Below are 14,499 nucleotides of genomic sequence, written 5' to 3' on the forward strand. Positions count from 1 at the left end.
AAGCCGGCGTCGTTCAGTCCGCGTGGGTGGCAAAGCGCAGCCGGTTGCCGTCGGGGTCACGCAGCAGCATCTCGCGGCTGCCCCACGCGGTGTCATGCGGCGGCTGTTCGATCGGCACGTTCGCGGCGTGGACGCCGCGATGCAGGGCATCGACATCCTCAACGATGAAGTACACCGCGCCGCCGACTTCGCAGTCGCCGCTGTGTTCGGTGAGGAAGATCGTCTGGCCGTCGCGGGTGAGCTGGGCGAACAGTGGGAAGCCGGGTTCGAAGCGATGTTCCCAGTCGACCACAAAGCCCAGGCCCTGCACGTAGAAGGGCAGGGTGGTGTCGGCATGGCGCATGCGCAGCTGGGGGATGACGGTCTGGGGCATGGCGAGGGCTCCTGGGGCGGGAGTGCCAGTGTAGGGCCGGCACTACCGGTCAACAGGCCGTCGGCACTGCGGCCACCGCCGCCAGCAGTTCGCGGTTCACCTGCTGGTGCCGGGCCTGCCACACGGGAAGATCGTCGGCACGGATGTCGGGCTGGCCATCCAGCGACGACAACCAGCGCTTGAAGCGGCTGCGGTAATTGGCCAGCGAGACTTCGCCGGTGATGTCACTGCCGACCAGGCCGCCGGCGCGCAACGCCTCGATCACCACCAGTGCGTCTTCCAGCTGGAACCGGCCCTGGTCCCAGTTGCTGCGCGCCACGTCCTCGGCAAACACGTCCTTGTCGATGGACAGGTAGGTGGGTTGTGGCGACTTGGCCTGTTCGGCAGCGAACGCGGCCACCAGCGCTTCAGGATGCTCGAAGCGGCGGAACGCGTGGCCCATGCCGAGACGGTGGCCCCAGCTCACGTCCACGTCCATAGACCAGTAGGTCAGGCGACCGCCCAGCAGCGGGCGCCAGTGGTTTTCCCACGCATGGCCCAGGCCGATGTCGCTGGAGGTGATGCCCAGCACGTGGATGTGCGAGATCTGTGGCAGCTTGCTGGCCGCGTTCACCCAGGAACCGCAATGCATGCCGAACGGAAAGCGCATGTTGTCTGGATGGTTGTCCAGCACCACCAGCTGGAACGGTTGCTGCGGGCGCATGCGCTGCAGTAGCGGCAGGCTGAGATGGTGGAAGTCGCCACTGCCGAGCATCACCGTGCCGAGCTGGGCCGGCAGCGGCGCCAGGACTTCAGCGGCGAAGCGGTCCAGCGTGGCGGTGCGGCAGGCAAAGCGCAGCGGGTCATGCCACTGCAGCAGCGACAGGGTGTGCGCCTGCGGCAACGGCAGCACGCCACCATCCAGGTCCAGGATCAGCGGAGAACGCATCGGCATCGCTCAACCGCCTCCATCAGGTTCGCCCTGCAGATGCGGGGCCAGCCTGCGCAATGCGGCGCGCAGCAGCGGTGAGCGGGCGTGGATCGCGTGCCGGGTGGAGGTGAAGCTCGCGCCCAGTTCGGCCTTGATCCGCGAATCGGTCCAGCCCGCCACGTAGTGACTGAGGCCGCGCTGCAGGGCGTACTCGAGGTTGTGCATCCAGCTGACCGCGTACAGGTTGTGCTCGCGCGATTGCGGATAGGCCAGGCCGATGTACTTGTCCACCAGCTTGCCGGCATGCACGTAGCACAGGTTCCATCCGATCAGCTGGCCCTGGTGGCGATACAGGAACATCCGCCCCTGGCCCTGGCTGTCGGCCAGCAGGTGCTGGAAGTAGGGCAGGTCGAGCTGGTCGAAGTGCACCGCGCTCTGTGCGTATACGCCCAGATACAGCGCATACAGTTCGGCCTGCAGCTGCGGATCGGCCAGGGCCGGGTCACCGGTGGCGATGCAGTCGATCTGCAGCGCGTCGCGCGAGCGCAGCTTGCGCCGGATGTTCTTGCGGCGCGAGGACGACAGGCGGCCGAGATAGCCATCGAGCGAGTCGAAATCGATCGCCACCCAGGCCAGCGGCAAGCCCTCCAGTTCGACGAAGCCGCGCGCCAGCAGCGCCTGCAGGAAGGCGCCGCTGTGTGCATTGGCGGCCTCATCCAGCAGCGGTGAATCGATCGCCAGGTCCTTGACCACCAGCAGCCGGGTATCGCCCATCGCGTGACGCGTCACGTCCTCGGCCAGTGCCTCCGGCGCGACGTGAGCCGGCAGCGGGGTGTACTCGGTACTGGTGGCGCCGACGAAGCGGGTCTGCCAGGTGATCCACGGCCGCCACAGGCGCGACAGCGGCAGGCCGAGCAGCCTGCCGCGCAGGGCGTCATCCATCGTGGTGGTCAGGTCCAGCGGCGCACGGAAGGTCGGCAGGCCGCTCGGCAGGCGGCTCGCCTCGAAACCGAGCGGCGGGTGGGCCAGGAAGCCCTCCAGCAGCGCGGCCGGTTCCAACGCGGTGCTGGAGGCGCGTGACGTCATCTCCATCGGCACGGGAACCGGCAGCGCATCCAGCCTCAGCCCTTGGCCTTGGTCAGTGCCTGGTCGAGCAGGGTGATCGCCAGGTCGATCTCTTCGTAGCTGATGTCCAGCGACGGCGCGAAAGTGATCACGTTCTTGTACCAGCCACCCACGTCGAGCACGAGCCCCATGCGCTTGCCGTCATGCAGCAGGTCGCCGGCCAGGCCGATGTCGACCATGCGGTCCAGCAGTTCCTTGTTCGGCGTGTAGCCGTCGGCTTGGCAGATCTCCGCGCGCAGGGCCAGGCCGAGGCCGTCGACGTCGCCGATTTCCGGATGGCGCTTCTGCAGGCCCCGCAGGCCATCGAGGAAGTACGCGCCCTTCTCCGGCACGGTACGTTCGTAATCCATTTCCTTGCCCAACTTCAGCACTTCCAGGCCCAGGCGTGTGCCCAGCGGGTTGGAGTTGAAGGTGGAGTGGGTGGAGCCCGGCGGGAACACGGTCGGGTTGATCAGTTCTTCGCGCGCCCACAGGCCCGACAGCGGGTTGAGGCCGTTGGTCAGGGCCTTGCCGAACACCAGCACGTCCGGGGTCACGCCGAAGTGCTCGATCGACCACAACTTGCCGGTGCGCCAGAAGCCCATCTGGATTTCATCGACGACCATCAGGATGCCGTACTTGTCCAGCACGCGCTTGAGGCCGGTGAAGAAGTTGCGCGGCGGGATGACGTAGCCGCCGGTGCCCTGGATCGGCTCCACGTAGAACGCGGCGTACTCGGCCTGGCCGACCTTGGGATCCCACACGCCGTTGTATTCGCTTTCGAACAGGCGCTCGAACTGCCACACGCAGTGGTCGGAATACTCGTCCGGGGTCATGCCCTTCGGCCGACGGAACGGGTACGGGAACGGGATGAACATCGCGCGCTCGCCGAAGTGGCCGTAGCGGCGGCGGTAGCGGTAGCTGGAGGTGATCGACGACGCGCCCAGGGTGCGGCCGTGGTAGCCGCCCTCGAAGGCGAACATCAGGCTCTTGCCGCCGCGCGCATTGCGCACGATCTTCAGCGAGTCTTCAATGGCCTGCGCGCCGCCGACGTTGAAATGCACGCGGCCGTCGAGGCCGAACTTCTCGTGCATGTCCACCGCGATGGTCTTGGCCAGCTGCACGCGGGTCGGGTGCAGGTACTGGCTGGCGACCTGCGGCAGGGTGTCGATCTGGTCCTTCAGCGCGTCATTCAGGCGCTTGTTGCTGTAGCCGAAGTTGCAGGCCGAGTACCACATCTGCAGGTCGAGGTAGGGCACGCCTGCACCGTCGAACATGTAGCTGCCTTCGCCACGCTGGAAGATCTTCGGCGGGTCGACGTAGTGGACGGTGTCGCCGAAGGAGCTGTAGCGGGCTTCGTCGGCCAGCAGCTGCGCATCGGAGGCAGCGGCGTCGGCGTTCTTGTCAAAAATGTTCATGCAGTTCGGTTCCGTGAAGGACGTTCGAAAGGGGCAACAGGGGGGGGCGTGCTTGAAAGGAGTGCTCAGGCGGTGGCCAGCAGCAGGGGCAGTGCAGCGGGCTGCGGGCTGGCGTCGATGCGACGTGGCTGCAGCAGGCTGCCATCGAGCAAGCGCGGCAACAGTGCGATTGCATCGTGGAAGGTATCGATGGCGGCATGCTCGATGCCGGCATTCATGCAATGGGTGATAAGGCGACGCTTGGCGAACACGAAGTCGGCCTCTTCGGAGACGCAGAAATCCGAGCTGCCGTCGCCGATCATCAGCACGCGCGGCGCCTCGTGGGCACGCGCCTGCGCGGCACAGGTGCACTTGCAGGTACCGCTGCGGCAGCCTTCGGCCTGGTAGGGCGATTCCAGTTCCCAGTGGTCTTTGCACCAGCGCAGGTGGTTGGCCACCACCGGCAGCCGCGACAGGCCGTGGTTGGCGAGGATGCGGTGGATCGCATAGTCCAGGCCGTCGCTGACGATGCGCAGCGGCAGGCCCAGCTGCTCGGCGCGGGTGACGAACGCGACGAAGCCCGGATCGATCTGCACCTGGTCCAGGTGCGCGTCGAGCGTGGCCGGGTCCAGCTCCAGCAGCCGTACCTGCCCCTGCATGCATTCGCGCGAGCCGATCTTTCCGGCCTTCCACTGGTCTTCCAGCGCCTGCCAGCCCGGATGGCCGTACTTCTCCAGCAGCGAGTCGATGACGTCTTCGAGGCTGATGGTGCCATCGAAGTCACACAGGATGCTCCAGCGCATGGGCGGGTCCGTCGATGAGAGAAACGTCCGGCGTGGTGCCGGGGCAGGCTCAATGTAGGCAGGCCGCCTTTCTCGTTCCTTTCCTGCTGAACGCCTGCGTTTGCAGGCGGGGAAAGTGTTCAGGAAGCGACGTTGCTGAATACGGGTCGCGCGGCGAAACGCCGTGATTCAGGGGGCAGCGTCGGCCAGCGCTTGCAGGATCTGCGCCGTCTCTTCGCCGGTCTGCCAGGCGCTGTTGCCGAGGGTGAGCATGCGTGCGGCGAAGTCGCGTGCATTGGGCACGTCGGCGGCCGGCACGATGCCGCGCAGGTAGGCATAGTCGGGCAGCGCATGGATGAACATGCGGCTGGCGCCGAGGCCGCGCGGCCACAGGTTGTCCAGGACAGCATCGCGGGCACGCTGGCTGGGCAGCATCAGCATCAGCATCGGCCAGGTGCCCCCGGTACCGGCCAGCCCATCGACCACCTCCACCGCCGGCAACGGTGCCAGCTGCATGCGCAGCTGCAAGGCACGCAGGCGCCCGGCCTGCAGGAAGGCCGGCAGGCGGCGTGCGGCGTTGGCGCCGATGTTCTGCCGCCACTGGCTGACCCGGTGCTGCGGAATCTGCAGCGGGAAAATGTCACCGACCGCGTCTTCCAGGTCACCACGCTGCAGCGCCCTGCGCAGTGGATTGCCATACACCAGCGACAGCAGCGATGGCCGATAGCAGGCCGCCAGAGCAAGCAGCTGCACGCTGCGCAGCAGCTCCCAGCGCAGGCTGGAACGCGTCTGTTCGCTGGCATGCGCGGCCAGTGCGGCGCGCAGCTCGTCATCGCGGCTGACCAGCAGGCCGCCTTCATGCAGGCTCAGGCCCTTGCCGGCGGCCAGGCTGAAGAAGCCGATGTCGCCGCGCAGGCCGACACTGTTGTTGCCAACGCGTGCGCCGAGCGCCTGCGCGGCGTCCTCGATCACCCAGGCGCCGGCACTGCGCGCAATCTCGCAGGCAAGCTCGACATCGGCGATGCGGCCACCGAGATGGGTGGGCAGGATCGCCAGCGTGCGCGCGTCGGCCAGCCGCTTGAGCTGGCCGGGATCGAAGTCGAAGTGGCCAGGGCGGGTATCGCACAGCTGCACGCGCAGGCCCAGGCTGTGCACCGCGATCGGTACCAGCGGGCAGGTGTAGGCCGGCAGGATCACGGTGTCACGGTGAGGCGCGCGCTTGCGCAGGGTGCGCAGCGCGATCAGCAGGGCGTGGGTGCCAGAACAGGTCAGCTGCAGCGGCGGCGTGCCGAGCTGGCTGGCCAGGATCGCGCGCAGGTCGCCACCGCCGGGAAGGAAGTCGCTGGCCTGCATCGGCAGGCCGGCGGTGGGCGGCAGTTCGCGCGCGAACAGGCTCATCGCAATGCGCTCATGCGCTGCTTTCGGCAGGGCTGTGCGGATCGTCCGCTTCGGCGCGGCCGAGGCAGACGATGCCGGCCACGATCAATACCGCACCGACCAAGTGATGCAGGGTCAGCGGCTCGTTCAGCAGCCACGCCGACAGCAGCAGCACGCTGATCACTTCCAGGTGCGAGGCGGCAAACGCGGGGCCGATCGGCGCGTGGCGCAGCAGGCTCATCCAGGTGAAGAACGCACCGACGTAGCCGAGGATGGCGCCATACACCCACGGCTGCGACAGCACGCGCAGCAGCCACGCGGAGTTGGCCTCGACCGGCAGCGCGGCATCGCCGGCGTATTTGAAGCACAGCTGCGCCAGGGTGTCGAACGCCATCAGCAGCGGGAAGCCGATCACATACAGGCGCCTCATGAGCCGGCTCCCACCACGGCCACGCCTGCGGTCACCAGCAGCATGCCGGTCACACGCAGCGGGGTGAGCTTCTCGCGGAACAGGAAGCGGCCGGCAATCATCAGCGCGACGATGTTGATCGAGCCCAGCAGCACGCCCTTGGACAGCGGCACCAGTGACAGGAAGGCAATCCAGGCGACGAACTCAAGCACGTAGCAGGCGATGCCGATCCACAGCCACGGCCGGCTGAGCATGTGTTTCCAGCGCTGCAGGCCTTCGCCGTCCTGCGGGTCGCTGGCGGCAGCCTTGAAGGCGAGCTGCCCACCGGTATCGAGCACGACATTGGCCAGCCACAGCAGTGTGGCAAGTGCCCCCATCTCAGGCCACCGCCTTGAGCACGCCGCTGCGTTCACCGATCTCGCTGAAGAAGCGCGCGCTGCGACGGATCACATCGCGGCGTTCGCGGTCGATGGTGATCATGTGGTAGCTGTCTTCCAGTACCACCAGTTCCTTCGGGCCGCTGACCCGCGACATCACCAGTTCGGCGTTGCCCATGCTGGCCACGTCGTCCTCGCGGGCGTGCATCACCAGGCACGGTGCGGTCACCTGGTGCAGGTGGCGGCGGGTCCAGCGGCTGAGCGCACGCATCTCGGCCAGAGCGTGCCAGGGGTTGCCCGGCAGGCCAGCGGCAGCGCTGTCACCTGAGAGCATGGCGGCGCTGACCTGCGCGCGCAGGCGCTCGTCGCGCAGGCCGTAAGGCGGCTCCTCCATGAACATGCGGTCGCGGCCGATGTTGAAGCGCTTGAACCACGGCAGCAGGAACGACAGGCGGGCCACGGCGGGGATGTTCCAGCCATCGTAGCGGAAGGTGGCGCCGTACACGCCGACGCCGGACACCCATTCCGGGCGGCGCGCGGCCAGTGCCAGCGACAGCACCGCGCCCATCGACAGGCCACCGACGAACAGCTGGTCGACCTTGCCTCGCAGGTTGGCCGCCGCATCCTCCACGCCCTGGTACCACTGCTCCCAGGTGGTGGCCAGCAGGTCATCCACGGTGCCGCAATGGCCGGGCAGCTGTACGCCGTGCACGGTGAAACCGGCATTGTTCAAGCCCTTGCCCAGCATGCGCATTTCCGCCGGGGTGCCGGTCAGGCCATGGACCAGCAGCACGCCCTGCGGGCCACCGGGGAGGAAGAAGTCGTGCGATTCGGTCACCTGGCGGCTCCGGGACGGCAGTGGGGATGGCAGGATCGCAAGCGCGATTTTCACCAGCCTTTCAGCACCCCGGGCCGGGTCAGGGGGCCTTCAGCAGCGGCAACGTGATGGCCACCTTGAGGCCACCGCCGGGCCGGTTGAGGAAGGCCAGGCGGCCGCCGAAGTGCTCCACGGCTTCATGGGCGATGGCCAGGCCGAGGCCGGTGCCACTGGCCGTGGTGCCGGGGGCGCGGAAGAAGCGCTCGCCCAGCCGGGGCATCACGTCATCGGGGACGCCGGGGCCGTTGTCCTCCACGAACAGCTCCACATCATTGTCATCCAGGGCGTGCACGCCGACCGTGACGGTGGCATCACGGCCGGCATAGCGCAGGGCGTTGTCGATCAGATTGTCCAGCGCCTCCTGCAGCATCGCGCCGTTGCCGAGCACGCGCAGCGGCTGGTTGCCGCCGCGGTAGCCGAGGTCGATGCCATCGCGGATCGCCTCCGGCACGCGCATGCCGACCCATTGCGGGACCAGCTCGCACAGGTCCAGCGCTTCCACCGTGTCCGGCACGGTCTGCGCCCGGCTCAGCGCCAGCAGCTGGGTGCTGACCCGCGCGGTGCGCTGGTTGAGCCGGCGGATGTGCTGCAGCGCTTCGCGCACCGTATCCGGGTCGCCGTGCGCCAGTGCCTGGTCCACGTGCAGGGCCATGCCCGCCAGTGGCGAACGCAGCTGGTGCGCGGCATCGGCGATGAAGCGGTTCTGCAGCGTGATCATTTCCGCCTGGCGCGCAAACAGATCGTCGATGGTGCTGATCAGCGGCTGGATCTCTTCCGGCACGTCGGCATCGGAGATCGGTGCCAGCTCGCCACGGCGCTGCGCCAGGCGGGTCCTCAGCGGGGTCAGGATGCGCAGGCCGTAGGTCACGCCGAACCAGACCAGCGCAGCGGTACCCAGCGCCAGCATGGTCATCAGCGGGATGATGATCATCAGGATCTCTCTCGCGCGCTGGCGGCGGTCGGCCATGCTCTCGGCCACGGTCACCGCCAGCTGGTCCTGCGGGTCGTTCATCGCCTGCGTGCAGACCGTGGCCATGCGTACCTGCTGGCCATTGAGAGTGCCGTCGTACAGCGCCGGGTGCACGCCGGTGCAGTCCTGCGACGGCGCATACGGACTGAAGTCGGCGTTGCCGCTGAGGGTGCCCTTGCGGCTGCTGTCGACGTTGAAATAGCGGTGGCCGTCGGGGTCGTACTCGATCAGGAAGCGAGCCTGCGGCGACAGGTCGCTGGTCACCGGCATGGTGCTGAGCATCTGCGCGAACGAGTGGGTATCGTCGATCAGGTTGCGGTCGTGGATGCGGTTGGAATAATCCAGCGCAACGTAGTAGGCCAGGATCGTGTTGAAGGTGAGCAGGCCCAGCATCGGCAGCGCCAGGAAGGCGAGCAGGCGGCGGCGCAGGCTGGGTGGCCCACTGATCACGGCGCGCGGTCGTCCTGCGCGTCTTCCAGCATGTAGCCCAGCCCACGCACGGTGCGGATGCCCATGCCGCCGGGCTGCAGCTTGCGGCGCAAGCGGTGCAGGGCGATGTCCAGGCCGTTGTCGGTCAGGTCCTGGCCCCAGTCGCACAGCGCTTCCACCAGCTGTGCGCGCGAGACGATGCGCTCGGCGCGTACCGCCAGTGCCGACAGCAGGCCGAACTCGCGTGCGGTCAGCTCCAGCGACTGGTCGTCGATCCATACCCGGTGCCCGGTCAGATCGATGCGCAGTCGGCCGATGCGCAGGTCCGGGTTGCCGTTGCTGGTGACCCGGCGCAGCTGGGCGCGCACGCGGGCTTCGAATTCGTCCAGCGCGAACGGCTTGACCAGGTAGTCGTCGGCGCCCAGGTCGAGCACGCGGACGCGTTCGGCCAGGCCGTCACGCGCGGTTACCACCAGTACCGCCAGGCCATCACCGCGCTGGCGCAGGCGCTGCAGCACATCGCGGCCATCCAGCTGCGGCAGGCCCAGGTCCAGCACCAGCAATGCGTACTGGGTCGAGCCGAGTGCGGCGTCGGCGTGCGCGCCATTGTCGACGTGGTCGACCACGTGCCCCTGCCGGCGCAGCGAGGCGCACAGGCCGGAGGCGATGTCCGGGTCGTCTTCAGCAATCAATACGCGCATGCGCGGCGGCTCCTGTAACGGTCAGGCCCACCGGATGGACGGGGGTGGGCCTTTCGGTTGCCGAGAGTAGCCGTAAACCGGGTCAAGGGGGAGCGCGGCAGTGCCGTCGGGCGTGGCCGCGCTGTCCCTCCATTCAGTCCTGCAGGCCGGGCTCGCCCTGCGCCAGCGGCACCCGCGAGCCATCCAGCAGGCCACGGCTGAGCGTGCCCTTTTCGATGAACAACAGTTCGCCGTTCTCGCCGTTCTTGATGCTGCTGTCGATGGCGATCACGCGGTCGCCATGGAAGCTGCTGACGTGCGGCATCGAGGTGTGGCCGACCACGATGCGGGTCAGCTGCAGGCGGTCGAGCACGTTCTGCACACCGGCGGTGTCGAGGCGGCCATCGAAGTAGCCGCGGTACCAGATTGGGCTGGTCTTGCCGTCATACAGCGGCGCGGTGGCCGGGTCGGCCTTCACCTCGGCCTTGGGCAGGCCCAGCGAGGCCTGGTAGCCCGCATTGGTGCGTACCGGGTCCAGTGCCAGCTCCACCGCCTCCGGCGAGATGCCACCATGCAGGAACAGGGTGTCACCGATCTTCAGCAGCACCGGGCGGGTGCGCAGCCACTGGCCGATCACCGAATCGGGACCGTACAGCTGCGGGTAGCTGCGTCCCAGCAGCTGCGCGCTGCGCAGGTACTTCGGGTTGACGTAGCGCAGGTCGTCGTACAGCACCATGGTCTCGTGGTTGCCCAGCACGAAGTGCACTGCACCGCCGACGGCCGCCGCCTGCTGCTGCAGGCCGTACAGCAGCCAGAACGCTTCGGTCACCTGCGGGCCGCGGTCGAACACATCGCCGGCGATGACCAGGGTGTCGGTGCCCAGCGCCCAGCGGTCCTGCGCATCGATCACCTTGTTGGCGCGCAGCAGGCGCACCAGCAGCCCGTACTGGCCGTGGATGTCCGACAGCGCGACGATGCGCGGCACCGCCGGCAGCACCGCGACCGACGGCGTGCCCGCTGGCGCGACATGCACGCTGTGCTGGTAGCCGCACAACGGGGCAACATCGGTGCCGGCCGCGTTGGCGGGCAGCGTGCGCGACTCGACCTTGTCGGCGCAGATCCAGTTGGCCTGCAGTTGCTTGCCCTGGCGGAACACATAGGGGCCGTCGGCCTCCACACGGGCCGCAGGTGCAGCGACCTCGCGGGCCTGCAGGGTTCCCGTGGCGCAGGCCAGCAGCAGGGCGGTCGACAGGAAAGAACGAAAGCACGACATCGGCGGCATCCAGCGGCGGAAAGCGCCGATGCTAACCGGCCCGGACGCGCCACGGTGTGCGCGAGCGGGCGGATCAGGCCTCGCGCCCGTGTGCCTTGAGCTTGCGTACGCGGGTGGCTGACGCCTGCAGCGGGCGTCCGTCGCGCCCGCGTGGCTGCATATAGGGCAGCGGTCGTCGCGTGCTCGACTCGATCAACTGTGAATGCGCCTCGCTGCTGCCGAAGCGATGGCGCTCGCCCCACTGGCGCAGCGCGACCAGCAGCGGGAACAGTTCCAGGCCGGCAGCGGTGAGCACGTACTGCTGGTAGGCCGAGCCGTCGGAGGCGGGCTGCAGCTGCAGGATGCCGGCCTCGACCAGCTTGCGCAGGCGGTCGCTGAGGATGTTGCGCGCCGCGCCGAGGCTGCGCTGGAAATCGCCGAAACGGGTGATGCCGTCGAAGGCATCGCGGATGACCAGCAAGGCCCAGCGATCACCGAGCAGGTCGGCGCTGCGGGCGACGGGGCAGGGGCTGTCGGCGTGCATGGCAGGTTCCACTGAATGTAGTTGCAGTTTAAAACCAATGTCGCTAGCCTGCATCCAGTTTCAAAGTAAAACCACAATCATGGGCGCCATCTCCGTTCCCCGATCCCTGCAGTCGCTGCTGGCGGTTGCCGCCGGTGCCAGTGTTGCCAACGTCTACTACGCACAGCCACTGCTTGACCAGCTGGCGCAGGCCTTCGCACTGGATCGGGCTGCGGCGGGCGCGGTGGTGGCGGCGACCCAGGCCGGCAGCATGCTGGCCTTGCTGGTGCTGCTGCCATTGGCTGACCGCGGTGATCGTCGCCGCCTGCTGCGCCTGCAACTGCTGGCGCTGGTGGCGGCAGTGCTGTGGCTGGCAGCCGCGCGCACTGCCGGCTGGCTGCTGTCGGGCATGCTGCTGGCCGGCTTGCTTGGCACCGCACTCACTCAGGGCCTGATTGCATACACCGCGACGTTGGCGCCGGTCGAGCAGCGAGGGCGCGTGGTTGGCGCTGTGCAGGGTGGGGTTTTCATCGGCCTGTTGCTGGCACGCGTTGTATCGGGAGGGGTGGCGTCCGCGCTGGGCTGGCGCGCGGTCTATCTGCTGTCTGCCAGCGTGACAGCGGTGCTGGCGCTGCTGCTGTGGCGGCGCCTCCCCGCGCTGCCGGTGCCGGCGGTGCCGCCGCGCTGGTGCGATCTGCTGGGCTCGATGTGGGGCATGCTGCGTACAGATCGCACGCTGCGCGAGCGTGGGCCGCTCGCCCTGCTGCTGTTTGCCGGGCTCAATGTTTTCTGGGCGGCGGTGCCGCTGCCGCTGTCGGCACCGCCGTTGCACTGGTCGACAGCAGCGATCGGTGCGCTGGGCCTGGCGGGCGTGATGGGTGCGCTGTTGGCGGCGCGGGTCGGGCATTGGATGGACCGCGGGTTCGCACATCGCGTCAGTCTCGGCGCGCTGCTTCTGATGCTTGCCGCGTGGTGGCCGCTGCTGGGCCTGCCTCATTCGCTGGCGTTACTGCTGCTGGGCGTGGTGGTGCTGGATCTGGGCGGGCAGGCGCTGCACGTCGCCAACCAGGCGCTGCTGTTGCGTGCGCCGGGCGAACAGCATGGGCGCCTGGTGGCGCTGTACATGCTGTTCTACGCGATGGGCAGCGGTGCCGGTGCGGCGGCAGGTACCTGGATGCAGGCCCGCCATGGATGGTCGGCGGTCTGCCTGCTGGGCGCCGGCATCGCGCTGTTGGCAGTGCTGTGGTGGGGGGCGTGGCGCGTAGCGGCGTTCACTGCATCGGCCGCGTTGCGAAGCGGTAGAGTCGACTGCTAGTTGACTGCTCTTCCGTCAGCTTGCAAAAAAACCCGCGCTGCGCGCGCTAGTCGACTAACAGTCGACTCTGCACGCCACCGGGATTTTTTTGTTTCCGGCGGCTCAGCGTTGCAGTGCGCGCCGCCCCGGAGCGTCCTGCAGCGCATCGCTGGCCACCACCACGCGGTTGCGGCCGTTGCGCTTGGCCTCGTACATCGCAGCGTCGGCACGCGCCATCAACCGCTCGTAATCCGGATGGCCATCATGCCCGGCAACACCGATGCTGGCGGTCAAGGCCAGCATCTGCCCATTGGCCAGTGCCACCGGTGACTGCGCGATCTGCCGGCGCAGGCTTTCGGCAATTACCTCCGCCTGTGATTCACTGGCCGCGACCAGCACAACCACGAACTCCTCGCCGCCATAGCGGAACAGATAGTCGCTGCCGCGCGTGAGCTGGCCGAGCAGGCCGGCCACATGCTGCAATGCACGGTCGCCGGCATCGTGACCGTGGCCGTCGTTGATCGCCTTGAAGTGGTCGAGGTCGAGTAGCAGCAGCGAGAAGGGCGTGCGATTGCGCGTGGCCAGTTCGATTTCCCGGCGCAGCACCGTGGGCAGGAAGCGCCGGTTGAGCAGGTTGGTCAGTGCGTCACTGCCGGCATCCAGTTCGCCGATGCGTTCGAACAGCAGCGTCATCAGGGTGCGGATGCTGGCCAGGTCTTCACGGATCGACGGCAGCGCGGCCAGGCGCTGCGCAGGGGCATCGGCCGCCGCGTGCTGCAGGCAGGTGTCGATACGGGCCATCAAGCGGCCGACCTGCTGGGTCTCGCTGCTTTCGCCGAAACTGGGAATGCCCTTGTGGGTGAACCATAGGCCGAACTCCGATGTTGCCAGGCTGGCGCTGTCGCTGCCCTGCACATGGCCGGCCAGCGCGTAGAGCAGCGCGTTCTCCCAGTCCAGCAGTAACGCGCGCTGGCGCTCGCGTTCGGTGCTGACGTTCTGCACCAGCGAGAACAGCCGGTACGCTGCATCGGCACGGCTGGAGCGTTCGCGCGCGTGCGTGTAGGCCAGGGTCATGCCTTCCATGGCGATGTCCATGATCGCGCTGAGGCAGTCGATCGCTGAAAACGCGGTCGCGGTGTCGGCGGCATCGTCGCGCAGGCGCATGAACAGCTCGTGCTTGAGCACGCGCGCGCCACGGGTGACCAGGTCGACCGGGATGCCGACCCGTGCATGCACATCGCCGATCACCCGCTGCGAGGCGACCGCGCTGGCGATGCCGGCGCTGTCGGTGGTCAGCAGTTGCACCAGCCAGCGCTGCATGGCCGGTTGCAGGCGTTGCTTGACCTGTTCATGGGACAGGAAGCGGCGTGCGCGCGCATCCTGCAGCAGCACGTCATAGAAGCGCTGGGCCAGCGCCGGCGGTGCATCGGCGGCGGCGGCGTGCAGCAGCGCCGTGGCGGCAGGGCCAGCCTGCTGCAGGCACTGCTGCCATGCTTCGGCCAACGGCTGGCTGGCTTCGTCCAGTTGGGGTGTTTCCACGTCGATCTCTGACTGCGTACGGCAAACCACGGATATCGGCCGCGGCGGCGTGCGATTGATGGCAGGTTAGCCAGCCAGTTTAAGCGCGATGCAGCGTTGCCCGGTGCGCAAAGCACATCCGGATCGCTGCGGCAATGCGCCAACGCATTTGAGAATCACTCGCACTAGTGGGAGAATGCCCGCACGGACCGGACTGCAGGCACCTG

Annotated in this window: 15 protein-coding genes; 1 reads left to right on the forward strand and 14 read right to left on the reverse strand. The window is 67.9% G+C overall.

The annotated features are described in order from the left end of the window. Window positions 1-13 precede the first annotated feature (13 nt). From QZ853_RS02900 to QZ853_RS02960, 13 genes are all read right to left on the reverse strand, one after another. The gene (locus tag QZ853_RS02900; RefSeq protein WP_295570579.1) at window positions 14-373 is read right to left on the reverse strand and encodes a VOC family protein; all 360 of its coding nucleotides are present in this window, start codon (window positions 371-373) and stop codon (window positions 14-16) included. A 49-nt stretch (window positions 374-422) separates the two neighbouring features. After that, window positions 423-1,307: an arginase family protein gene (locus QZ853_RS02905; protein WP_295570581.1), complete on the reverse strand. Its 885-nt coding sequence runs from the start codon at window positions 1,305-1,307 to the stop codon at window positions 423-425. Between the two features lie 3 nt (window positions 1,308-1,310). Further along, window positions 1,311-2,375, reverse strand: coding sequence for a GNAT family N-acetyltransferase (locus tag QZ853_RS02910; protein ID WP_295570583.1), 1,065 nt, complete (start codon window positions 2,373-2,375; stop codon window positions 1,311-1,313). 29 nt (window positions 2,376-2,404) lie between these two features. Continuing rightward, window positions 2,405-3,805 carry an aminotransferase class III-fold pyridoxal phosphate-dependent enzyme gene (locus QZ853_RS02915; protein ID WP_005408663.1) on the reverse strand — a complete coding sequence of 467 codons (1,401 nt, stop codon included), beginning with the start codon at window positions 3,803-3,805 and terminating at the stop codon, window positions 2,405-2,407. Between the two features lie 65 nt (window positions 3,806-3,870). Continuing rightward, a complete protein-coding gene (locus tag QZ853_RS02920) occupies window positions 3,871-4,587 on the reverse strand; it encodes an MtnX-like HAD-IB family phosphatase (RefSeq protein ID WP_295570584.1) in 717 nt (238 codons plus the stop codon). Window positions 4,588-4,755: 168 nt separating this feature from the next. Beyond that, a complete protein-coding gene (locus tag QZ853_RS02925) occupies window positions 4,756-5,964 on the reverse strand; it encodes a DegT/DnrJ/EryC1/StrS family aminotransferase (RefSeq protein WP_295570585.1) in 1,209 nt (402 codons plus the stop codon). A 10-nt stretch (window positions 5,965-5,974) separates the two neighbouring features. Beyond that, a complete protein-coding gene (locus tag QZ853_RS02930; RefSeq protein WP_295570586.1) occupies window positions 5,975-6,373 on the reverse strand; it encodes a DMT family transporter in 399 nt (132 codons plus the stop codon). Next, a complete protein-coding gene (locus tag QZ853_RS02935) occupies window positions 6,370-6,729 on the reverse strand; it encodes an EamA family transporter (protein WP_006425769.1) in 360 nt (119 codons plus the stop codon). The genes QZ853_RS02930 and QZ853_RS02935 overlap by 4 nt, the downstream gene beginning before the upstream one ends. 1 nt (window position 6,730) lies before the next feature. Continuing rightward, the gene (locus tag QZ853_RS02940; protein ID WP_295570588.1) at window positions 6,731-7,567 is read right to left on the reverse strand and encodes an alpha/beta fold hydrolase; all 837 of its coding nucleotides are present in this window, start codon (window positions 7,565-7,567) and stop codon (window positions 6,731-6,733) included. 79 nt (window positions 7,568-7,646) lie between these two features. After that, window positions 7,647-9,026, reverse strand: a complete 1,380-nt coding sequence (locus QZ853_RS02945; RefSeq protein WP_295570589.1) for an ATP-binding protein — start codon at window positions 9,024-9,026, stop codon at window positions 7,647-7,649. Then, window positions 9,023-9,706 (reverse strand): response regulator, encoded by a 684-nt coding sequence (locus tag QZ853_RS02950; RefSeq protein WP_295570591.1) that lies wholly within the window; start codon window positions 9,704-9,706, stop codon window positions 9,023-9,025. Before QZ853_RS02950 ends, QZ853_RS02945 begins: the two co-directional genes overlap by 4 nt. Before the next feature lie 133 nt (window positions 9,707-9,839). Further along, on the reverse strand, window positions 9,840-10,958 hold the full coding sequence (locus tag QZ853_RS02955) for a metallophosphoesterase (protein WP_295570593.1): 1,119 nt from the start codon (window positions 10,956-10,958) through the stop codon (window positions 9,840-9,842). Window positions 10,959-11,031: 73 nt separating this feature from the next. After that, window positions 11,032-11,481 carry a helix-turn-helix domain-containing protein gene (locus QZ853_RS02960; RefSeq protein WP_295570594.1) on the reverse strand — a complete coding sequence of 150 codons (450 nt, stop codon included), beginning with the start codon at window positions 11,479-11,481 and terminating at the stop codon, window positions 11,032-11,034. 79 nt (window positions 11,482-11,560) lie between these two features. On the opposite strand from QZ853_RS02960, the gene QZ853_RS02965 reads away from it, so the two are divergent. Further along, complete coding sequence (locus QZ853_RS02965; protein ID WP_295570596.1) at window positions 11,561-12,775, forward strand: MFS transporter; 1,215 nt, start codon at window positions 11,561-11,563, stop codon at window positions 12,773-12,775. 102 nt (window positions 12,776-12,877) lie between these two features. On the opposite strand, the gene QZ853_RS02970 is transcribed toward QZ853_RS02965, so the two are convergent. After that, the gene (locus QZ853_RS02970) at window positions 12,878-14,293 is read right to left on the reverse strand and encodes a GGDEF domain-containing protein (protein ID WP_295570598.1); all 1,416 of its coding nucleotides are present in this window, start codon (window positions 14,291-14,293) and stop codon (window positions 12,878-12,880) included. Between the last annotated feature and the right edge of the window lie 206 nt (window positions 14,294-14,499).

Source organism: uncultured Stenotrophomonas sp. (genome assembly GCF_913778665.1).
In the GTDB taxonomy this organism is placed as follows: Bacteria; Pseudomonadota; Gammaproteobacteria; order Xanthomonadales; family Xanthomonadaceae; genus Stenotrophomonas.

Excerpts from the sequence above, each read along its gene's own strand:
- QZ853_RS02905 (WP_295570581.1), bottom strand. The coding sequence starts at position 1,307 with ATGCCGATGCGTTCTCCGCTGATCCTGGACCTGGATGGTGGCGTGCTG.
- QZ853_RS02930 (WP_295570586.1), bottom strand. The coding sequence starts at position 6,373 with ATGAGGCGCCTGTATGTGATCGGCTTCCCGCTGCTGATGGCGTTCGAC.
- QZ853_RS02915 (WP_005408663.1), bottom strand. The coding sequence starts at position 3,805 with ATGAACATTTTTGACAAGAACGCCGACGCCGCTGCCTCCGATGCGCAG.
- QZ853_RS02960 (WP_295570594.1), bottom strand. The coding sequence starts at position 11,481 with ATGCACGCCGACAGCCCCTGCCCCGTCGCCCGCAGCGCCGACCTGCTC.
- QZ853_RS02965 (WP_295570596.1), top strand. The coding sequence starts at position 11,561 with ATGGGCGCCATCTCCGTTCCCCGATCCCTGCAGTCGCTGCTGGCGGTT.
- QZ853_RS02950 (WP_295570591.1), bottom strand. The coding sequence starts at position 9,706 with ATGCGCGTATTGATTGCTGAAGACGACCCGGACATCGCCTCCGGCCTG.
- QZ853_RS02920 (WP_295570584.1), bottom strand. The coding sequence starts at position 4,587 with ATGCGCTGGAGCATCCTGTGTGACTTCGATGGCACCATCAGCCTCGAA.
- QZ853_RS02935 (WP_006425769.1), bottom strand. The coding sequence starts at position 6,729 with ATGGGGGCACTTGCCACACTGCTGTGGCTGGCCAATGTCGTGCTCGAT.
- QZ853_RS02910 (WP_295570583.1), bottom strand. The coding sequence starts at position 2,375 with ATGGAGATGACGTCACGCGCCTCCAGCACCGCGTTGGAACCGGCCGCG.
- QZ853_RS02925 (WP_295570585.1), bottom strand. The coding sequence starts at position 5,964 with ATGAGCCTGTTCGCGCGCGAACTGCCGCCCACCGCCGGCCTGCCGATG.
- QZ853_RS02900 (WP_295570579.1), bottom strand. The coding sequence starts at position 373 with ATGCCCCAGACCGTCATCCCCCAGCTGCGCATGCGCCATGCCGACACC.
- QZ853_RS02955 (WP_295570593.1), bottom strand. The coding sequence starts at position 10,958 with ATGTCGTGCTTTCGTTCTTTCCTGTCGACCGCCCTGCTGCTGGCCTGC.